19 protein-coding genes and 1 riboswitch are annotated in these 22,736 nt (G+C 42.5%); of the genes, 11 read left to right on the top strand and 8 right to left on the bottom strand.

Annotated features, from left to right (window positions below):
- Positions 1-2 precede the first annotated feature (2 nt).
- The 3 genes from DXN33_RS05165 (at position 3) to nrdI (ending at position 2,421) form a co-directional block, all read left to right on the top strand.
- Positions 3-1,289, top strand: a complete 1,287-nt coding sequence (locus tag DXN33_RS05165; RefSeq protein ID WP_115904536.1) for a response regulator transcription factor — start codon at positions 3-5, stop codon at positions 1,287-1,289.
- 60 nt (positions 1,290-1,349) lie between these two features.
- Positions 1,350-1,883, top strand: coding sequence for a hypothetical protein (locus tag DXN33_RS05160; RefSeq protein WP_049510498.1), 534 nt, complete (start codon positions 1,350-1,352; stop codon positions 1,881-1,883).
- Between the two features lie 73 nt (positions 1,884-1,956).
- The gene (gene nrdI, locus DXN33_RS05155; protein ID WP_020901834.1) at positions 1,957-2,421 is read left to right on the top strand and encodes a class Ib ribonucleoside-diphosphate reductase assembly flavoprotein NrdI; all 465 of its coding nucleotides are present in this window, start codon (positions 1,957-1,959) and stop codon (positions 2,419-2,421) included.
- Between the two features lie 166 nt (positions 2,422-2,587).
- On the opposite strand, the gene DXN33_RS05150 is transcribed toward nrdI, so the two are convergent.
- Together DXN33_RS05150 and argS are read right to left on the bottom strand one after the other, a co-directional pair.
- The gene (locus DXN33_RS05150; protein WP_042751768.1) at positions 2,588-2,833 is read right to left on the bottom strand and encodes a hypothetical protein; all 246 of its coding nucleotides are present in this window, start codon (positions 2,831-2,833) and stop codon (positions 2,588-2,590) included.
- Positions 2,834-3,195: 362 nt separating this feature from the next.
- The gene (argS, locus tag DXN33_RS05145) at positions 3,196-4,887 is read right to left on the bottom strand and encodes an arginine--tRNA ligase (RefSeq protein ID WP_115904535.1); all 1,692 of its coding nucleotides are present in this window, start codon (positions 4,885-4,887) and stop codon (positions 3,196-3,198) included.
- A gap of 135 nt (positions 4,888-5,022) precedes the next feature.
- On the opposite strand from argS, the gene argR reads away from it, so the two are divergent.
- Both argR and mutS read left to right on the top strand, forming a co-directional pair.
- Positions 5,023-5,469 (top strand): arginine repressor, encoded by a 447-nt coding sequence (gene argR, locus DXN33_RS05140; protein ID WP_001231476.1) that lies wholly within the window; start codon positions 5,023-5,025, stop codon positions 5,467-5,469.
- A 50-nt stretch (positions 5,470-5,519) separates the two neighbouring features.
- On the top strand, positions 5,520-8,054 hold the full coding sequence (mutS, locus tag DXN33_RS05135; RefSeq protein WP_115904534.1) for a DNA mismatch repair protein MutS: 2,535 nt from the start codon (positions 5,520-5,522) through the stop codon (positions 8,052-8,054).
- A 41-nt stretch (positions 8,055-8,095) separates the two neighbouring features.
- Here the strand turns inward: mutS and DXN33_RS05130 are convergent, their stop codons facing one another.
- Together DXN33_RS05130 and DXN33_RS05125 are read right to left on the bottom strand one after the other, a co-directional pair.
- The gene (locus DXN33_RS05130) at positions 8,096-8,554 is read right to left on the bottom strand and encodes a DUF3021 domain-containing protein (protein ID WP_115904533.1); all 459 of its coding nucleotides are present in this window, start codon (positions 8,552-8,554) and stop codon (positions 8,096-8,098) included.
- Positions 8,551-8,991 (bottom strand): LytTR family DNA-binding domain-containing protein, encoded by a 441-nt coding sequence (locus tag DXN33_RS05125; RefSeq protein WP_115904532.1) that lies wholly within the window; start codon positions 8,989-8,991, stop codon positions 8,551-8,553. Before DXN33_RS05125 ends, DXN33_RS05130 begins: the two co-directional genes overlap by 4 nt.
- A gap of 205 nt (positions 8,992-9,196) precedes the next feature.
- Here DXN33_RS05125 and mutL point away from each other — a divergent pair, with 205 nt between their 5' ends.
- The 3 genes from mutL to DXN33_RS05105 are packed head-to-tail and all read left to right on the top strand — an operon-like array spanning position 9,197 to position 12,328.
- Positions 9,197-11,146 (top strand): DNA mismatch repair endonuclease MutL, encoded by a 1,950-nt coding sequence (mutL, locus tag DXN33_RS05115; protein ID WP_115904530.1) that lies wholly within the window; start codon positions 9,197-9,199, stop codon positions 11,144-11,146.
- Between the two features lie 15 nt (positions 11,147-11,161).
- Positions 11,162-11,755 (top strand): Holliday junction branch migration protein RuvA, encoded by a 594-nt coding sequence (gene ruvA, locus DXN33_RS05110; RefSeq protein ID WP_115904529.1) that lies wholly within the window; start codon positions 11,162-11,164, stop codon positions 11,753-11,755.
- Positions 11,756-11,764: 9 nt separating this feature from the next.
- Complete coding sequence (locus DXN33_RS05105; protein ID WP_000166577.1) at positions 11,765-12,328, top strand: DNA-3-methyladenine glycosylase I; 564 nt, start codon at positions 11,765-11,767, stop codon at positions 12,326-12,328.
- 84 nt (positions 12,329-12,412) lie between these two features.
- Here DXN33_RS05105 and DXN33_RS05100 read toward each other — a convergent pair whose 3' ends face one another.
- The 4 genes from DXN33_RS05100 to DXN33_RS05085 all read right to left on the bottom strand — a co-directional run bounded on the left by DXN33_RS05100 (position 12,413) and on the right by DXN33_RS05085 (position 15,591).
- Positions 12,413-12,676: a SemiSWEET family transporter gene (locus tag DXN33_RS05100; protein WP_000166114.1), complete on the bottom strand. Its 264-nt coding sequence runs from the start codon at positions 12,674-12,676 to the stop codon at positions 12,413-12,415.
- Between the two features lie 105 nt (positions 12,677-12,781).
- Entirely contained in the window at positions 12,782-13,816 is a 1,035-nt protein-coding gene (locus DXN33_RS05095; RefSeq protein ID WP_115904528.1) for a S66 peptidase family protein, read from the bottom strand.
- 141 nt (positions 13,817-13,957) lie between these two features.
- A complete protein-coding gene (locus DXN33_RS05090) occupies positions 13,958-14,635 on the bottom strand; it encodes a DUF1129 domain-containing protein (protein ID WP_115904527.1) in 678 nt (225 codons plus the stop codon).
- Between the two features lie 11 nt (positions 14,636-14,646).
- On the bottom strand, positions 14,647-15,591 hold the full coding sequence (locus DXN33_RS05085; protein WP_000815623.1) for a magnesium transporter CorA family protein: 945 nt from the start codon (positions 15,589-15,591) through the stop codon (positions 14,647-14,649).
- A gap of 131 nt (positions 15,592-15,722) precedes the next feature.
- Between DXN33_RS05085 and uvrA the strand changes: the two genes are divergently transcribed.
- The 3 genes from uvrA (at position 15,723) to mgtA (ending at position 22,671) form a co-directional block, all read left to right on the top strand.
- Positions 15,723-18,554 carry an excinuclease ABC subunit UvrA gene (gene uvrA / locus DXN33_RS05080; RefSeq protein ID WP_115904526.1) on the top strand — a complete coding sequence of 944 codons (2,832 nt, stop codon included), beginning with the start codon at positions 15,723-15,725 and terminating at the stop codon, positions 18,552-18,554.
- Positions 18,547-19,608: a Xaa-Pro peptidase family protein gene (locus tag DXN33_RS05075; protein WP_023946816.1), complete on the top strand. Its 1,062-nt coding sequence runs from the start codon at positions 18,547-18,549 to the stop codon at positions 19,606-19,608. The genes uvrA and DXN33_RS05075 overlap by 8 nt, the downstream gene beginning before the upstream one ends.
- Positions 19,609-19,664: 56 nt before the next feature.
- Positions 19,665-19,817, top strand: a riboswitch (M-box (ykoK) riboswitch).
- Positions 19,818-20,010: 193 nt separating this feature from the next.
- Positions 20,011-22,671, top strand: a complete 2,661-nt coding sequence (gene mgtA / locus DXN33_RS05070) for a magnesium-translocating P-type ATPase (RefSeq protein WP_049502621.1) — start codon at positions 20,011-20,013, stop codon at positions 22,669-22,671.
- The last annotated feature ends 65 nt before the right edge of the window (positions 22,672-22,736 follow it).

Below are 22,736 nucleotides of genomic sequence, written 5' to 3'. Positions count from 1 at the left end.
AAATGTATAAAGTATTATTAGTAGATGATGAGTACATGGTGACAGAAGGTCTGAAGCGTTTGATTCCCTTTGATAAGTGGAATATGGAGGTCGTCGCAACAGCCAGTCATGCCGATGAAGCTCTCGAATATGTCCAGGAAAATCCAGTAGATGTGGTCATTTCCGATGTCAATATGCCAGATAAGACAGGGCTTGAGATGATCAAGGAAATGAAAGAGATGTTACCAGATGCTGCCTATATCCTGCTCTCGGGTTATCAGGAGTTTGATTACGTAAAAAGAGCCATGAACCTTAGTGTTGTGGACTATCTGGTCAAGCCAGTAGATAAGGTAGAGTTAGGTAATCTGCTAGAGAAGATTGCGGGTCAGCTCGGCGAGAGAGGAAAGAAAAGTCAAACCCTCAGTCAAGATTTAGATGAGGCTGGATTTGTCAGTTATTTAGGAGGTAAGGAGAATTGGTGGATAGGTCTATCCAAGGAAAAACAAGGCTCTTTCACCATTCCCTACTATGTCTTGGGGCAAGACTGGCAGATTTTTATTTCTGACCAACCCCTAGAAGGTTTAGTTGTTACTCCCTTTGAAGCTCCTTATCAAGAACACTTTGAACGCTGGAAGCTGAATGCTGAGAAAGCCCTCTTTTACGGTTCTGTAAATCTAAAACAGTCTGAGAGTCTCTTTGCCTATTACGAACCGATTTATAGGGTTATCATTCAGGGAAATCTTAATCAAATCGTAGAAGAGTTAAATCTCTTGGAGAAGGTAGTTCTTGAAAATACACCCCGTGTTCCAATTACCAAGCAGCTTTTTATCCAGTTTGTCATGGATGTCTTTCACTTGTTTGAACATCTCAAAGCTGATGATATGACGGACATTGTCAAAACGATTCATGCTATTCAATCCTTCGATGAATTGGTTCCTTATATCAAGGAAACTCTGACTCGATTCTTTGGACAATATCGGATGAATGAAAATGTGGTTAGTGTGCTAGAAGTCATTGGGCGTGATTATCAGAAAGAACTTTCCCTCAAGGATATCAGTAAGGATCTCTTTATCAATCCTGTCTATCTGGGACAGTTGATTAAGCGAGAAACCAATTCGACCTTTGCAGAGCTTTTAAACAAACAACGCATCAAGGCTGCCCAACAGCTCTTGCTTTCAACTAGTGACAGTATCGAAGATATTTGTTATGCTGTTGGTTACAGTAATGTTGGATATTTCTATAAAGTGTTCCGAAAATTGTGCGGAAAATCGCCAAAAGCTTACCGAAAACAGGTAGAAACGACACTATAATATTTGTATCCCTTTACAAAAAGTGCTATAATATCAATAATAACATCAGGAGGTTCTATCATGAAAAAGAAACCAATTTATCTATGGGTCTTACTGATTTTTTCAGCCTTACTCTCAGCAATGTCACTATTTGGAATCATATCTCCAGTACCTACTGCGGAGGGTATGAACAATCTAGAAACATCAGCATCAGGTGTTAATGCTACTTATGCTAAGGAGCTCGTTGCTTACACCATTAAGGTATCGGAGCATGGTCATTCTATCTTCAACATTCTCTTGGTTGTCTTATCTGTTATTCTGGTGGTTGTGTCTTTGGTTTTCCTTGTTCGTAAAAACATCCAATTGGCTAACTACACTTATCTTGCTTATGTCTTCGTTGCCATCGTTGGTTCTATCTACAACTTTATCGGCGTTCAGGATGCGGTTTTACTTTTTACAGACCCTAACATCCGTATAGGAGCGGAGCTTGGTGCCAAAGGTTCTGCTATTTTTGGGATCGTACTCAATGTTATCTTCCTAGCAATCGTCTTCTATAAAATGTGGCGTCAGCAAAAAGAATTGACAGAAACTCAAGAAGAGGAAGAACTTGCCTAAGAGTTGACAAAGCATAACTATCAAGATACAATCTTGGTAGTTATTTTTTATGATTTAAAAAAAGGAGGAGAACATGAAAAAAGTTTCCTTGGTCTACATCAGTCTGAGCGGAAATACGGAGAGTTTTGTGACGCGCTTGAAAGACTATCTCTTGTCCCAGTACGAGGGAATTGAGGTTCAAAAGATTCATATCAAGGATTTGGTCAAAGAAGGCCAAGATTTCTATGAAATGGACCATCCCTATGTTGCTTTTTTGCCGACTTACCTAGAAGGTGGGAATGGCGTGGATAACGGAGATGTCGAGATTTTGACGACACCAGTGGGAGATTTTATCGCCTATGGTGACAATGCTAGTAAGTGTTTTGGTGTGGTTGGTTCAGGAAATCGTAACTTTAATAACCAATACTGCCTGACAGCCAAGCAATATAGTCAACGTTTTGGCTTCCCTGTATTGGCTGATTTTGAAATGCGAGGTATGCTGGGAGATATCAAACGTGTCGCAGCAATTATCGCAGATTTGTATGAGTTGGAAAGTTAAGCTGAAACCAATCTTTCAATCATTAGAAGAAAGAACTTATTATATCCCCCTCTATAGCAGAGATGAAAATTACCTATAAAATTTTTAATATAAATGTTATTTGCTATAGTTGGAAGATAAAAATTATGCCCTAAAAAAACCGAGAAGCTTTCTTCTCGGTTTTTGATTATTTCAATTGATCTGTAATGTCTTTTGATAGCAACATTCCTAGATGATAAGTTTTATTGATGTAAGCAATGACATCATTGATGTTTTCAGTCGTGTGAATTTTCTCTTTGATGTCAGACCTAAATGTTTCATCCTTTAAAAGTTGTTCTTGGTAGAGTTTTTGCAGTCTCTCCTTCTCGTACTTATTAAGCAGAAAAAGGAAAACCAAGCTAATCACAACGAGGATATAAGCATATTGGCTCATAGGATATCTCCCTGTATGATAAAGAAGTAGTAGTGAGTAGATTGAATTAGTTTAGTGAAGCGATTAGGCAAATCACCATAGTTGCGACGTCATGGTCTCTAAATCGATTATATTTAGGGGCCATGACTAGTGAAGCACCTAGCCAAATACCTGATAGGATTTGGCATTTGTTACTTAGACTACTTTATAATAAAGTGATTAAAAGATTACGACATGAGCCTAACCAAATCGATATTATTTGGTTAGGTGAATTAGTGAGGCGTTTAGGCAAGTGTCTTTACTAGTGAAGCAGTTAGCTAGTCCGCATATAAGCGGCTAGCGTCTAACAATTAGGAACTTTAGTTCCAATTGTTAGAACTGAATCACATCTTCTCAGGTGCTTCTACTCCAAGCAAGCGAAGTGCTTCTTTGAGAACGACTGCGGTTGCGTAGCTAAGGGCTAGACGGCTGTCGCGTTCTGGGCTTTCATCCAAGATGCGCGTATGTGCATAGTATTTGTTAAAGGCTTGAGCCAGGCTAATTGCAAATTTAGCAATGATAGAAGGTTCAAAGTTATCCGCCGCACGGTTGATAATACGTGGGAAGTCTTGGATGAGTTTGATGATTTCCCAACTTTCAGCATCATTCAAGCTATAGTTGCTAGCTGTTTCTGGTTTGAAATCCGCCTTGCGTAAGATAGATTGGATACGAGCGTAGGCGTATTGAACGTAAGGTCCAGTTTCACCCTCGAAGGATACCATAGCCTCTAGGTCGAAGTCGTATCCATTTGTACGGTCGGTCTTAAGGTCATAGAATTTAATGGCTCCAACCCCAACAGCATGCGCTACCTGGTCTTTGTTTTCTAGTTCAGGATTTTTAGCCTCGATTTGAGCCTTGGCACGGCTAATAGCCTCTGCAACAGTAGGCTCTAGTAAGATGACATTCCCTTTACGAGTAGAGAGTTTTTTCCCTTCTTTTGTAACCAAACCAAAAGGAACGTGAGTAATATCTTCACTCCAATCGTAGCCCATCTCTTGCAAAACAGCTTTGAGTTGTTTAAAGTGGGCAGATTGCTCTTGACCAACGACATAGATAGATTTAGCAAATTGGTATTCGTTTTTACGGTAAAGGGCTGCAGCCAAGTCACGTGTGATATAGAGAGTTGCTCCATCAGATTTCTTGATGAGGGCAGGATGTTCAATTCCATATTTCTCAAGATTGACAACTTGGGCACCTTCTGACTCAACAAGAAGGCCTTTTTCAGAAAGAATTTCTACAACTGCATCCATCTTATCGTTGTAGAAGGCTTCTCCATTGTAGCTGTCAAATTCAACCTTCAGTTCATTGTAAAGGCGGTTAAATTCCACTAAACTTTCATCGCGGAACCATTGCCAAAGAGCGAGAGCTTCCTCGTCTCCATTTTCAAGTTTACGGAACCATTCGCGTGCTTCTTCATCCAAGCTAGGGTCATTTTCAGCTTCAGCGTTGATGCGGACATAGAGTTTAAGGAGTTCATCGATTGGATGAGCTTTTACAGCTTCTTCGTCACCCCATTTTTTGTAGGCAACAATCAGCATTCCAAACTGTTTACCCCAGTCTCCCAAATGGTTGACCTTGACTGTTTGATAACCGATTTTTTGGAAAATATGTGATAAGCTATCTCCGATAACAGTTGAGCGCAGGTGACCAATAGAGAATGGTTTAGCGATATTTGGACTAGACATATCGATAACAACATTTTCTTGTTTACCAATATGTTGGTCAGCATAGTGTTCTTTTTCAGTGATAACAGCTTGCAATACTTGAGCAGAAATGGCAGATTTATCAAGGAAAAAGTTAACGTAAGGTCCTGTTGCAACAACCTTTTCAAAGGCTTGGCTGTTAATCTTTTCAGCCAGTTCAGCCGCAATCATTTGAGGTGCTTTACGTTCGACTTTTGCAAGAGAAAAAGCAGGGAAAGCGATGTCTCCCATTTCTGAGTTTTTAGGGGTTTCCAGTAAATTTAAAATAGCCTCTTGGTCCAGGCTATCAATGACGCTAGCCAATTCGCTAGCAATCAATTCTTTTGTATTCATTAAGAGCTCCTTTTTGGACTTTTCTACTATTTTATCACAATTTTAAAGAAAGAAGAAAAAATTTTTGAAATCTCCTGTTTTTTTGGTATAATATAGTTATAAAATTAGTTATAAATATGCATATAAGAGGATTTTATGAGAAAAAGAGATCGTCATCAGTTAATAAAAAAAATGATTACTGAGGAGAAATTAAGTACACAAAAAGAAATTCAAGATCGGTTGGAGGCGCACAATGTTTTTGTGACGCAGACAACCCTGTCTCGTGATTTGCGCGAAATCGGCTTGACCAAGGTCAAGAAAAATGATATGGTGTATTATGTACTAGCAAATGAGACAGAAAAGATTGATTTGGTGGAATTTTTGTCTCATCATTTAGAAGGTGTTGCAAGAGCAGAGTTTACCTTGGTACTTCATACCAAATTGGGCGAAGCCTCTGTTTTAGCAAATATTGTAGATGCAAACAAGGATGAATGGATTTTAGGAACAGTTGCTGGTGCCAATACCTTATTGGTCATTTGTCGAGACCAGCACGTTGCCAAACTCATGGAAGATCGTTTGCTAGATTTGATGAAAGATAAGTAAGGTCTTGGGAGTTGCTCTCAAGACTTATTTTTGACAAGGAGAGACGGACAATGACGACAGAAAAGCTATCACCCGGCATGCAACAGTATGTGGATATTAAAAAGCAATATCCAGATGCTTTTTTGCTCTTTCGGATGGGTGATTTTTATGAATTATTTTATGAGGATGCGGTCAATGTTGCGCAAATTCTGGAAATTTCCTTAACGAGTCGCAACAAGAATGCCGACAATCCGATTCCTATGGCGGGTGTTCCTTATCATTCTGCCCAACAGTATATCGATGTCTTGATTGAGCAGGGCTATAAGGTAGCTATCGCAGAGCAGATGGAAGATCCTAAACAAGCTGTTGGAGTTGTGAAACGAGAGGTTGTTCAAGTCATTACGCCAGGGACAGTGGTCGACAGTAGTAAGCCGGACAGTCAGAATAATTTCTTGGTTGCCATAGACCGTGATGGGAGTCAATTTGGCCTCGCTTATATGGACCTAGTGACGGGTGATTTTTATGTGACAGGTCTTTTGGATTTTACGCTAGTTTGTGGGGAAATCCGTAACCTTAAGGCGCGAGAAGTGGTGTTGGGTTATGACTTGTCTGAGGAGGAAGAACAAATCCTCAGTCGCCAGATGAATCTGGTGCTCTCTTATGAAAAAGAAGGCTTTGAGGACCTTCATTTGCTGGATTCACGATTGGCAGCGGTGGAGCAAGCGGCGTCTAGTAAACTGCTTCAGTATGTTCATCGGACTCAGATGAGGGAATTGAACCACCTCAAGCCTGTTATCCGCTATGAAATCAAAGATTTCTTGCAGATGGATTATGCGACCAAGGCTAGTCTGGATTTGGTTGAGAATGCCCGTTCGGGCAAGAAGCAAGGCAGTCTTTTCTGGCTTTTAGATGAAACTAAGACGGCAATGGGTATGCGTCTGTTACGTTCTTGGATTCATCGTCCTTTGATTGACAAGGAGCGAATCATCCAACGCCAAGAAGTGGTGCAGGTCTTCCTCGACCATTTCTTTGAGCGCAGTGATTTGACGGACAGTCTCAAGGGTGTTTATGATATTGAAAGCTTGGCTAGTCGTGTTTCTTTTGGCAAAACCAATCCCAAGGATCTCTTGCAGTTGGCGACTACCTTGTCTAGCGTACCACGGATTCGTGCGATTTTAGAAGGGATGGAGCAACCTGCTCTAGCCTATCTCATTGAACAACTGGATGGAATCCCTGAGTTAGAGAGTTTGATTAGCGCAGCGATTGCTCCTGAAGCTCCCCATGTGATTACAGAAGGTGGTATTATCCGGACTGGATTTGATGAGACTTTAGACAAGTACCGTCGCGTTCTCAGAGAAGGGGCTAGCTGGATTGCTGAGATTGAGGCTAAGGAGCGAGAAAACTCTGGTATTAGCGCACTTAAGATTGTCTATAATAAAAAGGACGGCTACTATTTCCATGTGACCAATTCGCAACTGGGAAATGTGCCAGCCCATTTTTTCCGCAAGGCAACGCTGAAAAACTCAGAACGCTTTGGAACCGAAGAATTAGCCCGTATCGAGGGAGATATGTTGGAGGCGCGTGAGAAGTCAGCTAATCTAGAGTACGAAATTTTTATGCGTATTCGTGAAGAGGTCAGCAAGTACATCCAACGTTTACAAGCTCTAGCCCAAGGAATTGCGACAGTTGATGTCTTACAGAGTCTAGCAGTTGTGGCTGAAACCCAGCATTTGATTCGACCTGAATTCGGAGATGATTCGCGGATTGATATCCAGAAAGGGCGCCATGCTGTCGTTGAAAAGGTCATGGGAGCTCAGACCTATATTCCAAATACCATTCAAATGGGAGGGGATACTAGTATCCAGTTGATTACAGGGCCTAACATGAGTGGGAAGTCGACCTATATGCGTCAGCTGGCCATGATAGCGGTGATGGCTCAGATGGGTTCTTACGTACCAGCAGAGAATGCTTATTTACCGATTTTTGATGCTATCTTTACCCGTATCGGAGCAGCAGATGACTTGGTTTCGGGTCAGTCAACATTCATGGTGGAGATGATGGAGGCCAATAATGCCATTTCGCATGCGACCAAAAATTCCTTGATTCTTTTTGATGAATTGGGACGAGGAACTGCAACTTATGACGGGATGGCTCTTGCTCAGTCTATCATCGAATACATCCATGAGCATATTGGAGCCAAGACCCTCTTTGCGACCCACTACCATGAGTTGACTAGTTTGGAGTCTAGTTTACAACACTTGGTCAATGTCCACGTGGCAACCTTGGAGCAGGATGGGCAGGTCACCTTCCTTCACAAGATTGAACCAGGTCCAGCTGATAAATCCTACGGTATCCATGTTGCCAAGATTGCTGGCTTGCCAGCAAACCTGTTAGCAAGGGCGGATAAGATTTTGACCCAACTGGAGAGTCAAGGGACAGAAAGTCCTGCTCCCATGAGGCAAACAAGTGCTGTCACAGAACAGATTTCTCTCTTTGATACGGCAGAAGAGCATCCTATCCTAGAAGAATTAGCTAAATTGGACATTTACAATATGACACCTATGCAGGCCATGAATGTTTTGGTTGAGTTAAAACAAAAACTATAAAAATAATCCCACTCATGCATTTGTGAGTGGGATTATTGCTATTACTTTCTATGCTCCAAGAGTTGATTGATATGGTCTACTTTTTTTGATGCTCTTTTATAGGAAATAGTCCAAATGATGAGGTAGACAATTGCAAACTCGATAATGAGTTGGAGATAGAAAATCCAGTGGAAGGGGAACCAACCTGCTAGGGTTGCTAATGGGATAAATCCTACTAGCATAAGGAAGAAATGGGTCAGAGTGGCACGGAGCAAGCTCCAGTCACGGCTGAATAATCGCTTGCCAAAGTTGAAGAGAATACCAATGGCTGCCCAGATCAGTGTACAGTAGAGCAAGACCAGGGCACCGTGAACCTGATGTTGGGTCATCACTTGACCGATGAGAGAGTCGGAACTTAGTGGTGCGTAGGTATTTGGCGCATAAATGAGTGAAAAGATGATAGAGAGGATGAGGCCGATGAGGACACCAGCACCTGCGTCGTGAAATACTTGTTTTTTCATAGTTCTAATTTCTCCTTGATGGTTTTTAGATAACGGCGTGAAGAGTAGGTGAAGCTTTCGTTTTTCAAGAAAATTTCAACCAGACCGTTGGGCGTGAGCTTGAGATGAGAGATGGAGTCGATATTGATGATTTCTGATTGGGAAATTTGGATAAAATTGGTTGGCAGGAGTTCAAGGACTTGATAGAGTCGTAAATCAATGGTGTAGGTCTGACTTGCCGTTTCTGCCAGAACCTTCCGATTTTCGATATAGAAGCGCTGAATCTTGCCAATCTCAACTAGATAGACCTGATCATCGATCTTCCCTTTGATTTTTTCTCTTTGGTCCAGATTTTCTGCGAACTCGATGACTTTTTGGACTTTATCTGTCGGATGAGGTGCTTGGACAATCAATTTTTCCTCCTCGTAAGACTCGCTAATCTGTAGTTCTACTTTCATAAATTTCTCTCCTTGTCTTTCATACAAAATTGTGATCACTTCTTGTACACCTTTATTAAACACTATTTTATGACACCTGGCAAGGGACTTTGTTTATGTGGGGGGATTTGGCTTCTATGTGGTGGAGCTTTTCTGTCCTATCTGAAATATGGTATAATAGCACTAATCAATTTCTAGGAAAATAGATATGGAAAGGGGCTGAAAGATGTCTCATATTATTGAATTGCCAGAGGTGCTGGCAAACCAGATCGCGGCAGGAGAGGTCATTGAACGTCCTGCCAGTGTGGTTAAAGAGTTGGTAGAAAATGCCATTGACGCTGGCTCTAGCCAGATTATCATTGAGATTGAGGAAGCTGGTCTCAAGAAGATTCAAATCACCGATAATGGCCATGGAATTGCCCACGATGAGGTGGAATTGGCCCTGCGCCGTCATGCGACCAGTAAGATAAAAAATCAAGCAGACCTCTTTCGAATTCGCACGCTTGGTTTTCGTGGTGAAGCTCTGCCTTCTATCGCATCCGTCAGCGTTTTAACTTTTTTGACAGCAGTTGAGGGCGCAAGTCACGGAACCAAGCTCGTCGCGCGTGGGGGAGAAGTGGAAGAAGTCATTCCAGCGACCAGTCCTGTGGGGACCAAGGTTTGTGTGGAGGACCTCTTTTTCAACACGCCTGCCCGTCTCAAGTATATGAAGAGCCAGCAAGCAGAGCTGTCTCATATCATAGATATTGTCAACCGTCTGGGTTTGGCCCATCCTGAGATTTCTTTCAGCTTGATTAGTGATGGCAAGGAAATGACACGGACAGCTGGGACTGGGCAACTGCGCCAAGCAATCGCAGGGATTTACGGTTTGGCGAGTGCCAAGAAGATGATTGAAATTGAGAATTCTGACCTTGATTTCGAAATTTCAGGTTTTGTGTCTTTGCCTGAGTTAACTCGGGCTAATCGCAACTATATCAGCCTCTTCATCAATGGCCGTTATATCAAGAACTTCCTGCTCAATCGTGCTATTCTTGATGGTTATGGCAGTAAGCTCATGGTAGGTCGCTTTCCACTGGCTGTCATTCATATCCATATCGATCCTTATCTAGCGGATGTCAATGTGCATCCAACCAAGCAAGAGGTGCGAATTTCTAAGGAAAAAGAACTGATGACTCTGGTTTCAGAAGCTATTGCAAACAGTCTCAAGGAGCAAACTTTGATACCTGATGCCTTGGAAAATCTTGCTAAATCGACCGTGCGCAATCGTCAAAAGATGGAGCAGACCATTCTTCCACTCAAAGAAAATACGCTCTACTATGAGAAAACTGAGTCGACAAGACCTAGTCAAGCTGAGGTGGCTGATTATCAGGTAGAATTAACTGAGGAAGGGCAAGACTTGACCTTGTTTGCCAAGGAAACCTTGGACCAATTGACCAAGCCAGCTAAACTGCATTTTGCAGAGAGAAAGCCTGCTAACTACGACCAGCTAGATCACCCAGAGCTAGATTTAACTAGTCTGGATAAGGCTTATGACAAGCTGGAGCGAGAAGAATCATCCAGCTTCCCAGAGTTGGAATTTTTCGGGCAAATGCACGGGACTTATCTCTTTGCCCAAGGGCGAGATGGGCTCTATATCATAGACCAGCACGCGGCTCAGGAACGGGTCAAGTACGAGGAATACCGTGAAAGTATTGGCAATGTTGACCAGAGCCAGCAGCAACTCCTAGTGCCCTATATCTTTGAATTTCCAGCGGATGATGCTCTTCGTCTCAAGGAAAGAATGACACATTTGGAGGAAGTGGGCGTCTTTCTAGCAGAGTACGGAGAAAATCAATTTATCCTGCGTGAACATCCTATTTGGATGGCAGAGGAGGAAATCGAGTCAGGCATCTATGAGATGTGCGACATGCTCCTTTTGACCAAGGAAATTTCTATCAAGAAATATCGAGCAGAGTTGGCTATTATGATGTCCTGCAAGCGGTCTATCAAGGCCAACCATCGTATTGACGACCATTCGGCTAGACAGCTCCTCTATCAGCTCTCTCAATGTGACAATCCCTATAACTGTCCCCACGGACGCCCTGTTTTGGTGCATTTTACCAAGTCGGATATGGAAAAGATGTTCCGACGTATTCAGGAAAATCACACCAGTCTCCGTGAGTTGGGGAAATATTAAACTAAAAGGAAAACTATGTACGAATATTTAAAAGGAATCATTACCAAAATCACTGCTAAATACATTGTTCTTGAAGTCAATGGTATCGGTTATATTTTGCATGTGGCCAATCCTTATGCCTATTCAGGACAGGTTAATCAGGAGGCTCAGATTTATGTGCATCAAGTCGTGCGTGAGGACGCTCATCTGCTTTATGGATTTCGCTCAGAAGACGAGAAGAAGCTCTTTCTCAGTCTGATTTCGGTCTCTGGGATTGGTCCTGTATCAGCTCTGGCTATCATCGCTGCCGATGACAATGCTGGCTTGGTTCAAGCAATCGAAACTAAGAACATCACCTACTTGACCAAGTTCCCTAAAATTGGCAAGAAAACAGCCCAGCAGATGGTGCTGGACTTGGAAGGCAAGGTAGTAGTTGCTGGAGATGACCTTCCTGCTAAGGTGGCAGTACAAGCAAGCGCTGAAAACCAAGAATTGGAAGAAGCCATGGAAGCCATGTTGACACTGGGCTACAAGGCAACCGAACTTAAGAAAATCAAGAAATTCTTTGAAGGAACGACAGACACAGCTGAGAACTATATCAAGTCCGCCCTTAAAATGTTGGTCAAATAGGAGCAGAGCATGACAAAACGTTGTTCGTGGGTCAAGATGACCAATCCGCTCTACATTGCCTATCATGATGAGGAATGGGGTCAGCCCCTCCATGATGACCAAGCATTGTTTGAGTTGTTGTGTATGGAAACCTATCAGGCAGGCCTGTCTTGGGAAACGGTGCTCAACAAACGACATGCTTTCCGAGAAGCCTTTCATGGCTATCAAATTCAAGCGGTCGCAGAGATGACTGATACCGAATTGGAAAACTTGCTGGAGAATCCAGCCATCATCCGAAATAGAGCCAAGATTTTTGCTACACGCGCTAACGCCCAAGCATTTTTACGACTACAGGAAGAATATGGCTCTTTTGATGCCTATCTTTGGTCCTTTGTTGAGGGGAAAACGATCGTTAACGATGTTCCCGATTACCGCCAAGCCCCAGCTAAAACACCTCTGTCTGAGAAGTTAGCCAAAGATCTCAAAAAACGAGGCTTCAAGTTCACAGGCCCAGTCGCCGTCTTGTCTTTTCTACAGGCTGCAGGGCTAGTTGATGACCATGAGAATGATTGTGAGTGGAAAAGCGGTCGTTAGTATGTACAGGTAACTAGCATATCTGAGAATATAGAAAAAAGCTGAGAAATTTTTCCCAGCTTTTTATATATACTATTAGATTTGTTAGAGTGAAGTCAAAAAAGTGATTCCACCTAAAATAACACCAGCTGAATTTGGAATGATTAGTATCCAATCCTTCTTAGGTTCCTTTGTCCATCCATAAATAACCCAGATTAAGCAAGATATAGCAGCTGATAAAGGTTGAAATGGTTGAGCTTTATTTCCCTGTAAATTAGCGATAATTTGAGGTATGTAGGCAATAAATACTATGATTCCAATAAAGGCACCAATAGAACCTACGATTCGATTAATTTTTTGTTTTGTCATATACACCTCCTTCAAAAGGATATCATAGAAATTAGCGAAATGCAATAAATTCAGATACAAATTGTAACGAAAACGAATACAAAAGCACAAAAATAGAGACACTATTTATTTTTTGTTATAGTCAAAGCGAATGACTTGCTCCTGTGCATCTACATAGGCATGGACTCCGAAGGGGACAATTGCTCTCGGAGTTGCGTGGCCGACATTCAGATTATAGACAATTGGAATATTGCTGTCAATGATATCCAATAGTGCCTCTTTATAGTCGTCATAGAAAGTTTCATCCATAGGTTTCCCGACCAAGAGTCCGCTGATGACCTTGAATATACCAGTGTTCTTTAAAGTTTGTAACATCTTTTTGAAGTCTTCCGGCTCAGGCTTTTCTTCGCTTGTCTCTAGCAAGAGGATCTTTCCTTCCCAGTCTGACAAGTCAGGGAAAAGTTTGTATTCTTGGCAGAGCTCCGTGCTGTCTGCGTATCGAGAGTTGTCAAAGATATCGTAGAGGGATTCGAGGCAACCACCGAGGATTTTCCCCTCGAACTGGGCAGTTCCTTGTAACAACTCAAAACCAGTATTTGTATGACTGACACGAGGTGTCCCCAGAGCTTTGGGACTAAAATCAGTTCGTTCCTCATACCAAACATTGCTAGGGCGAATTTCTGAGATTCTTCCTGTCTCAATCAATTCTTTAAAGTAGTGAAGGCTATAGGCTAGCATTTCTTTGTCCAATTCACAAATGTCTGCTAAAAAGGATTGACCATAAAAAGTTTTAACACCTAGTTTATGCAACATGAGATGGTTCATGGTTGTATCTGAGAAGCCAAGAAAAATTTTTTGTTTGATAACCTTTTGTAGTTGGTCATTTTCAAAAAGATAAGGTAGTAAGCGATAGGTATCGTCTCCACCGATGGCGCATAGGATCATGTCGATGCTATCATCAGAAAAGGCATGAATCAAATCCTCTGCACGAGCTTCAGGATGGTCCTTGATAAAGTCTAATCCTTTTAGCGAATGAGGCAAAAAGGTAGGATTGAGTCCCAGGTTCTTGAGACGTTGGACACCCAAGTCCACTTCGTGTTTGACAAAGTCCTCTCCGATAATGCCACTAGATAAACTAACAACACCAATAGTAGAAACCATATTTCTTCCTCCTAGAAATAGATTGAGCCTATTTTATCACAAAAGATTAGATAGAGCTATGTGGAATGTCAGAAGAATGCTTTTAAATCAAAAAAGTAAGTGAAAAAGCAACCGCACCTGCAGTTGCTTTTATCATTCGTTTTAATAGCGTGTTGGTCCTGCACTTGCGCTGCGGATATTCAAGCGTTTCTTGAGATAGAAGCGAAGGGCTAGGAGGGCTGCTCCGATAATAGCTAGTGGCACTGGAGCTAGGACTGGGTTAAGGCTAGCTGGTAGGAAGCTTGTTGCAAAGAAGACAAGCAACCAAAGGAACATAGAAGCTAGGATAACTAGTACAGATTTCCAGAAAGGTGGACGTTGACTGCGGTCCATGTCTGGTCCATAGTATTGGTAAACAAAGTAGTACATCAAGTAGAAGGCAAATCCACCAACAAGTCCAACTAATAGGAGGGTAATCAAACCGTAACCGATAGCTTGATCTGCTGAGAAGAAGGTTGTAAGGGCGCTGACGAGGGCAAAGAGGCTAGTGATGAAAAGAGCTGAGTCCATAATCATGAGTTTTGGATCATCATTTTCCTTTGGATGCTCTTTTTCGTATTGTTCCTTGACAGTGAAGCTATGAGCCCAATGGGTCGGTGCGCCATAGAGGGAACGAGCAGTCGTACCCTTGGCTTGCTCTTCAAGGATTTTGGGAATGACTTCCTCAAAAATAGCCTTGATTTCAGCGTCTGATTTTCCATCTTTGATGAATTGTTGGGTAGCGATGTGGATAAATTCTTGGTTTTTCTTAGTTAATTTTTGTAGATCAATCTGAGACATAGGAACTCCTCTTAGAACCATTTTTTATGGATGAGATAGAGAGTGAGCGAGACACTCATAGCAAAGGCGATAAAAACGATTAACCAGAAGGCATTCGGTTCGCCGTTTAGGGGGATTTCATTATCCTTAAAGTTCATCCCGTAGGCAGAAAAGACCATGGTTGGGATGGACATGACGATGGTCACAAGGGCCAAGGTTTTCATGATGTTGTTCTGGTTGTTGGAAATGATAGAGGCGAAGGTCTCTGTCATAGAATGCAAGACATTTCCATAAATGTCTGCCATCTCGATGGCCTGTTGGGTTTCAATCAGGGTATCTTCAAGCAGGTCTTCGTCCTCAAGGTATTTCTTGATATTGCTGGTTGAGCTGGTCAATTTCTTAATCACGCGCTCATTTGTTTTAAGTGAGGCTTTGAAATAGACGATGGTTTTTTCCAATTCCATGAGCTCAATCAATTCTTCATTACGAGTTGATTGATGCAGTTGACTTTCGATTTGTTCACTCTTACGGTCAATCGAACGAAGGGCTGTTAGATAAAGCTCAGCATTGCGATAGAGAATCTGGAAGATAAAACGCGAACGCATGAAGGTGTAGAAATTACGCAATCGACGGTTGATAAAGACATCGAGGACTGGTAATGGTTCCAAACACGTAGTGATAATGGTTTCCTCAGTGATGATGATACCAAGCGGGATGGTTACGTAGTAGGTGCGGTTATTTCTTTCTTCTGTGACCGGCACGTCAACGATAATCAGGGTGTATTCGTCTTCAATGGTAATACGAGACATTTCTTCCGCATCGAGCGGTGCTCGAAGGTCGGCAATATCAATATCGAAGGCGTTAGCGATTTCGAGTGATTCATTTTGAGTCGGATTGACGAGATTGATCCAAGTACCCGGTTCAAGTGTATCGATCTCTTTAAATTCAGTTGTTGTAGAGAGAAAAACTTGTTTCATATCCCTTATCCTTTCTCATTTTTCAGATTTTTTCACACCGTACTATTATACTACAAAATCGGCCTTTTGGGTAATAGAATCTCACTTTTTTTGGTATAATGGTAAGCAATAATGGACTAGAAAGAACAAAAATGCAAGATAAAATTGTCATTCATGGGGCGCGTGCCCATAATTTAAAAAATATTGATGTGGAGATTCCACGAGATAAGCTGGTTGTTGTGACCGGCTTGTCAGGTTCAGGGAAATCCAGTCTGGCCTTTGATACCCTCTATGCGGAGGGTCAACGTCGCTATGTGGAGAGTTTGTCAGCCTATGCTCGCCAGTTCTTGGGCAATATGGAGAAGCCTTATGTAGATGCTATTGATGGTCTCAGCCCAGCTATTTCCATCGACCAGAAAACGACTAGTAAAAATCCTCGCTCGACGGTGGGAACCACGACTGAAATCAATGACTATCTGCGTCTCCTCTACGCACGTGTGGGGACGCCTTACTGTATCAACGGACATGGAGCTATCAAGGCTTCTTCAGTTGAGCAAATCGTGGATAAGGTTTTAGAATTGCCTGAACGCCAGCGCTTGCAGATCTTGGCCCCTGTCATCCGCAAGAAAAAAGGCCAACATAAGAGTGTTATCGAGAAGGTTCAGAAAGATGGGTATGTTCGTGTCCGTGTGGATGGGGAAGTCTATGATGTGACCGAAGTGCCAGAGTTATCCAAGAGCAAGCAACACAATATTGATGTCGTAGTTGACCGTATTGTCATCAAGGAGGGTATTCGTAGTCGTCTCTTTGATTCCATTGAGGCTGCCCTTCGTATTGCAGAAGGTTATGTCATTATCGACACTATGGACGACTCTGAGTTGCTCTTCTCTGAGCATTATGCTTGTCCAGTTTGTGGCTTTACTGTTCCAGAGCTAGAGCCACGTCTCTTCTCATTCAATGCTCCTTTTGGTTCTTGTAGTGAGTGTGATGGCTTGGGCATCAAGCTGGAGGTGGATACTGATTTGATAGTGCCAGATGCCAGCAAAACGCTACGCGAGGGAGCCTTGGCTCCTTGGAATCCTATCTCATCCAACTACTATCCAAACATGCTAGAGCAGGCTATGACAGCTTTTGGAGTGGATATGGACACGCCTTTTGAGGACTTGTCAGAAGAAGATAAGAACTTGATTCTCTACGGCTCAGATGGCAAGGAATTCCATTTCCACTATGAGAATGAATTTGGTGGTGTGCGCGATATCGATATTCCTTTTGAGGGAGTTGTCAATAATATCAAACGTCGCTACCATGAAACTAATAGTGACTACACTCGCACTCAAATGCGCCTCTATATGAATGAATTGACCTGCGGAACCTGTCACGGCTATCGTCTCAATGACCAGGCTTTGTCTGTTCGTGTGGGTGGCGAGCACGGACCACATATCGGAGAAATTTCAGACCTATCTATCGCTGACCACTTGGACTTGGTGAGTCAGTTAACCTTGTCTGAAAATGAAGCCATCATTGCTCGTCCCATTCTCAAGGAAATCAAGGACCGCTTGACCTTCCTTAATAACGTGGGCCTCAACTATCTGACTCTGTCACGTTCGGCAGGAACCCTTTCAGGTGGAGAGAGTCAGCGTATTCGTTTGGCAACCCAGATTGGTTCTAACCTATCAGGCGTCCTCTATATCTTAGACGAGCCATCGATTGGGCTCCACCAAAGGGACAATGATCGTTTGATCGCCAGTCTCAAAAAGATGCGCGACTTGGGCAATACTCTCATCGTGGTAGAACACGATGAAGATACCATGCGTGAGGCTGATTATCTGATTGACGTTGGTCCTGGTGCAGGTGTTTTTGGTGGGGAGATTGTTGCTGCAGGTACGCCCAAACAGGTGGCTCGTAACAGTAAGTCTATCACAGGCCAGTATTTGTCAGGCAAACGTGCGATTCCAGTACCAGAAGAGCGACGTGTCGGAAATGGTCGTTTTATCGAAGTGACAGGAGCGCGAGAGAACAACCTGCAAAATGTTACTGCTCGCTTCCCACTAGGAAAATTTATCGCAGTGACAGGTGTGTCGGGCTCAGGGAAATCAACCTTAATCAACAGCATCCTCAAAAAAGCTATTGCCCAGAAGCTCAACCGTAATTCAGACAAACCTGGTAAATTTAAGACTATTACAGGGATTGAGCATGTTGATCGTTTGATTGACATTGACCAGAGCCCTATAGGACGAACGCCAAGGTCTAACCCTGCTACCTATACGGGAGTTTTTGACGATATACGTGACCTCTTTGCTCAGACTAATGAAGCCAAGATTCGAGGCTACAAGAAGGGGCGTTTCAGTTTCAATGTCAAGGGTGGTCGCTGTGAAGCCTGCTCAGGTGACGGGATCATCAAGATTGAGATGCACTTCTTGCCAGATGTTTATGTGGCTTGTGAGGTCTGCCACGGAACCCGCTACAACAGTGAAACCCTAGAAGTTCACTACAAGGAAAAAAATATTTCACAGGTCTTGGACATGACGGTCAACGATGCGGTGGAATTCTTCCAACATATTCCGAAAATTCAACGTAAACTTCAGACTATCAAGGATGTGGGACTGGGCTATGTGACGCTAGGTCAACCAGCTACCACTCTTTCTGGGGGAGAAGCCCAGCGTATGAAGCTGGCTAGCGAACTCCACAAACGCTCGACAGGCAAGTCATTCTATATTCTGGATGAACCGACGACAGGACTCCATACAGAGGATATCGCTCGCTTGCTTAAGGTTTTAGCTCGCTTTGTTGACGATGGCAATACAGTCCTCGTTATTGAGCACAATCTGGATGTTATCAAGACGGCAGACCATATTATTGACTTGGGACCTGAGGGCGGTGTCGGTGGTGGAACCATTATCGCAACAGGAACTCCAGAAGAAGTAGCGGCCAACGAAGCCAGCTACACAGGACAGTATTTGAAAGGAAAGTTACATCATGAATAAACGCGTACAAGCATTTCTAGCTAAAATGCAAGAAAAAGAACTAGATGGCATCATCATCAATAACCTTAAAAACATCTATTATTTGACTGGTTTTTGGGGTTCAAATGGAACAGTCTTTATCAGCCGTGACCGTCAGGTCTTGGTGACGGATTCTCGCTACATCATTGCAGCCAAGCAAGAAACCAGTGGGTTTGAGATTGTGGCTGATCGTGATGAATTGGCTGTCATTGCAGGCATTGTTAAGGACATGGGCTTGTCTCAAATCGGTTTTGAGGATGAGATTTCGGTCTCTTATTATCACCGTATGCAGGCAGCTTTTGCAGGTTTGGACTTGCTTCCACAAACTCAATTTGTTGAAGGTCTTCGAATGATTAAGGATGAGGCGGAGATTGCAGCGATTCGCAAGGCTTGTTCTATCTCAGACCAAGCTTTCCGCGATGCACTTGACTTTATTAAGCCAGGAAAGACTGAGATTGAGATTGCCAACTTCCTTGACTTCCGCATGCGTGAGTTGGGAGCATCTGGCTTGTCTTTTGACACCATTCTAGCTAGCGGTATCAATTCTTCTAAACCCCATGCCCATCCAATGCACAAACCAGTTGAGCTAGGAGAAGCTATTACCATGGATTTCGGCTGCCTCTATGACCACTATGTCAGTGATATGACACGGACTATCTATCTAGGACATGTTAGCGACGAGCAGGCAGAGATTTACAATACGGTTTTGAAAGCCAACCAAGCCTTGATTGACCAGGCTAAGGCTGGCTTAGGTTTCCGTGACTTTGACAAAATCCCTCGTGATATTATCATTGAGGCAGGTTATGGAGACTACTTTACTCACGGTATCGGACACGGTATTGGGCTGGATATTCATGAGGAACCTTACTTTAGCCAGACTTCTACAGAAACTATTAAGTCGGGTATGGCCTTGACCGATGAACCAGGTATCTATATAGAAGGCAAATACGGTGTTCGTATCGAGGATGATATCTTGATTACAGAGACCGGTTGTGAATTGTTGACCCTAGCTCCAAAAGAGTTGATAGTTATCTAAGAATTAAACAACTCAGATGATTGACTTTTAAATTTTAAAGGTTTATACTGAAAGACGAAAACGGTAGGTGAGGCTACCATAGGGATACGGATGACTACCGCAAAGCAGTGGAGACACTACTCGTTGGTCAACAGTCCTGGTCGCGAAGGCCAAGACTAAGCTCATTACATTGCCCTATGGAGTTAAAGCTTGAACGAAAAACAGATAGTTAGTTTTTTAATCCTGCCATTTTATGGTGGGATTTTCTACTGTTTAAATCAAAGAAAGGAGATAAACGATGCAAATTGACGATCATCCGGAACCGCACATACACAGCCAATCGCTGATTTGTGTCGTTCTGCCCTTATAAAGTGATTGGTCTCTGTGTATGAAACACATCATTCATACAGATAGGAGAAACCAATGAAAACTACAAAAGAAAGATTAGCAATAGCTATTCATACATCTTTAAACGAAACTCTATCTTTTTATAAGACAAGTCTAACAGGATTGACTGAGGAGCAGGTGGAGAAAAATCGTGACCTATATGGCGAAAATACCATCACAAAGGGTCAAGAAGACAGTATCCTCAAAAAGATTTACGAATCCATTATCAATCCTTTTACGATCATCTTACTGGTCATCGCCGTGATTTCCTTGGTGACCAATGTCTGGTTGGCAAAACCAGGTCAAGAGGATCCGACGACTTCTATTATCATCGTTGTCCTAGTCCTCATTTCTGGTGGCATACGCTTTGTCCAAGAACTCCGTAGTGATAAGGCTGCGACCAATCTATCAAAAATGATTGTCAACACAGCGACTGTCATTCGTCAAGGAGAAATCCAAGAAGTACCTATCGATGATTTGGTAGTGGGTGACGTGGTTAAATTAAGCGCTGGAGACATGATTCCAGCAGATCTTCTTTTATTTGAGTCGCGCGATTTCTTTGTCCAACAGTCGGGCTTGACAGGCGAAAGTGATTCTGTTGAAAAATTGGCCTTGACCAAGGCAACAGTTCAACAATCTGATAGTCTGCTAGAAGCAGAAGCGCTCGCCTTTATGGGAACCAATGTCTTATCTGGTAGTGCCAAGGCCGTGGTTTTAGCAGTTGGTGATGATACCATGATGGGGGCCATTGAGCAGACTTTGAACACCTATGATGAGCCTACTTCGTTTGAAAGGGAGATGAATAGTATTTCGTGGCTCTTGATTCGTTTGATGCTGGTCATGGTGCCCATCGTTTTCTTGTCCAATGGTTTAACAGATGGTGACTGGCTGGAAGCTGGCGTATTTGCTTTGAGTGTTGGTGTTGGATTGACACCTGAGATGCTTCCTATGATTATCACGGCCAGTCTAGCAAAAGGCTCCATCATTATGGCCAAGGAAAAAGTGGTTATCAAGAAACTCAATGCCATACAGGACTTAGGGGCGATTGATATTTTGTGTACAGATAAGACAGGAACTCTAACCCAAGACGAAATTGTCCTTGAATATCCCTTGGACATCCACGGACGCTTGGATTTGACCGTCTTGAGACGAGCTTATCTCAATTCTTATTTTCAAACGGGCTTGAAAAATTTGATGGACAGAGCCATCATCAAACGGACTGAAAAGGAAGCCAAAGAACACGCCCTCTTACAAAATCTGGCTCAAACTTTTCAAAAAATAGATGAGCTTCCCTTTGATTTTGAACGTAGACGGATGAGTGTTATCGTTAAGGATGAACACGAAGTTGTTAGTTTGGTAACCAAGGGTGCCCTAGAGGAAATGTTGACGATTTCCAGTTATGCGGAATACCAAGGAGTGATTACTCCCTTGACAGATGTTATTAGAGAAGAAATTTTAGCAGAAGTCAGACAACTAAATCAACAAGGTTTGCGTGTCTTGGGAGTGGCCTATAAGTCAGGTTTGAGGGAAGGCCATGCCTATACAGTTGATGATGAAGGGGATATGATTCTAACTGGTTATTTAGCCTTCCTAGATCCTCCTAAACCATCTGCAGCACCAGCAATTAAGGCTCTGTTAGAACATGGAGTTCAAACAAAAATTTTGACGGGAGACAACGAAAAAGTTACTCAAGCAGTCTGTGAAAAGGTTGGTTTGGATATCAATCAGATACTGTTAGGATCTGAAATTGATCAGATGAGTGATCAAGAATTGGCCCAAGCAGTAGAGGAGGTAACAGTATTTGCCAAACTTTCTCCTGACCAAAAAGCGAGGATTATTTTGCAATTTAAGGCCAATGGTCATGCTGTAGGCTATATGGGAGATGGGATCAATGATGCTCCTTCTATGAAAGTTGCAGATGTGGGGATTTCTGTTGATACAGCAGTAGATATTGCCAAAGAAACGGCTGATGTTATCCTACTTGATAAGGATCTCATGGTGCTTGAAAAAGGACTTGTTGAAGGTCGTAAGGTCTATGCCAATATGACTAAATATATCAAAATGACAGTGAGTTCTAATTTTGGAAATATCTTATCCCTATTGGTCTCTGGAATCTTTTTGCCATTTTTACCAATGGCACCAGTCCATTTGATTATCCTAAATCTAGTCTATGATTTGTCTTGTATTGCCTTGCCTTTTGACAAGGTGGATAAAGATTTTTTGAGAAATCCGCATACCTGGGAAGCTAAGTCCATCACACGTTTCATGATTTGGATGGGACCTATCTCTTCTGCCTTTGATATTTTGACCTTCAGTTTGCTTTATTTTATCATTGTACCCATGACAACAGGTCAAGCTTATGTTCATGGGGCAGAGTCTGCCGTAGGTTTTATTGTCTTGTTTCAGACAGGTTGGTTTATCGAGTCCATGTGGTCACAGACCATGGTTATCCATATGCTGCGTTCAGCTAAAATTCCCTTTTTACAAAGTCGTCCAGCTTGGCTAGTCCTTGTGACAACCTTATTGGCTGCAGCCTTTGTGACCTTCCTTCCCTACAGTCCACTCGCAATCCTACTTCATCTAACTCCTTTAAAACCGATTTATTTCATCTTTTTACTTTTCATCATTATTTTGTATATGATTAGCGTGACAATTGTGAAAAAAATCTATATCAAGAAATATCAAGAATGGCTGTAAATTTCATTTTGTCAAGAAAAAAGTACGAAAATGACGAAAAAAGTCAAAAAAATTTAAAAATAGGT

It is taken from the genome of Streptococcus sp. NM (genome assembly GCF_003390135.1).
Classification (GTDB): Bacteria; Bacillota; Bacilli; order Lactobacillales; family Streptococcaceae; genus Streptococcus.
This window is presented reverse-complemented; position numbering and strand designations above follow the sequence as displayed.

Bases quoted from the DNA above. Each gene is read 5' to 3' on its own strand.
- mgtA (WP_049502621.1), top strand. From the start codon at position 20,011: ATGAAAACTACAAAAGAAAGATTAGCAATAGCTATTCATACATCTTTA.
- DXN33_RS05095 (WP_115904528.1), bottom strand. From the start codon at position 13,816: ATGGTTTCTACTATTGGTGTTGTTAGTTTATCTAGTGGCATTATCGGA.
- ruvA (WP_115904529.1), top strand. From the start codon at position 11,162: ATGTACGAATATTTAAAAGGAATCATTACCAAAATCACTGCTAAATAC.
- DXN33_RS05160 (WP_049510498.1), top strand. From the start codon at position 1,350: ATGAAAAAGAAACCAATTTATCTATGGGTCTTACTGATTTTTTCAGCC.
- uvrA (WP_115904526.1), top strand. From the start codon at position 15,723: ATGCAAGATAAAATTGTCATTCATGGGGCGCGTGCCCATAATTTAAAA.
- nrdI (WP_020901834.1), top strand. From the start codon at position 1,957: ATGAAAAAAGTTTCCTTGGTCTACATCAGTCTGAGCGGAAATACGGAG.
- mutL (WP_115904530.1), top strand. From the start codon at position 9,197: ATGTCTCATATTATTGAATTGCCAGAGGTGCTGGCAAACCAGATCGCG.
- DXN33_RS05090 (WP_115904527.1), bottom strand. From the start codon at position 14,635: ATGTCTCAGATTGATCTACAAAAATTAACTAAGAAAAACCAAGAATTT.
- DXN33_RS05125 (WP_115904532.1), bottom strand. From the start codon at position 8,991: ATGAAAGTAGAACTACAGATTAGCGAGTCTTACGAGGAGGAAAAATTG.
- DXN33_RS05150 (WP_042751768.1), bottom strand. From the start codon at position 2,833: ATGAGCCAATATGCTTATATCCTCGTTGTGATTAGCTTGGTTTTCCTT.
- mutS (WP_115904534.1), top strand. From the start codon at position 5,520: ATGACGACAGAAAAGCTATCACCCGGCATGCAACAGTATGTGGATATT.
- DXN33_RS05075 (WP_023946816.1), top strand. From the start codon at position 18,547: ATGAATAAACGCGTACAAGCATTTCTAGCTAAAATGCAAGAAAAAGAA.
- DXN33_RS05130 (WP_115904533.1), bottom strand. From the start codon at position 8,554: ATGAAAAAACAAGTATTTCACGACGCAGGTGCTGGTGTCCTCATCGGC.
- argR (WP_001231476.1), top strand. From the start codon at position 5,023: ATGAGAAAAAGAGATCGTCATCAGTTAATAAAAAAAATGATTACTGAG.
- argS (WP_115904535.1), bottom strand. From the start codon at position 4,887: ATGAATACAAAAGAATTGATTGCTAGCGAATTGGCTAGCGTCATTGAT.
- DXN33_RS05100 (WP_000166114.1), bottom strand. From the start codon at position 12,676: ATGACAAAACAAAAAATTAATCGAATCGTAGGTTCTATTGGTGCCTTT.
- DXN33_RS05105 (WP_000166577.1), top strand. From the start codon at position 11,765: ATGACAAAACGTTGTTCGTGGGTCAAGATGACCAATCCGCTCTACATT.
- DXN33_RS05165 (WP_115904536.1), top strand. From the start codon at position 3: ATGTATAAAGTATTATTAGTAGATGATGAGTACATGGTGACAGAAGGT.
- DXN33_RS05085 (WP_000815623.1), bottom strand. From the start codon at position 15,591: ATGAAACAAGTTTTTCTCTCTACAACAACTGAATTTAAAGAGATCGAT.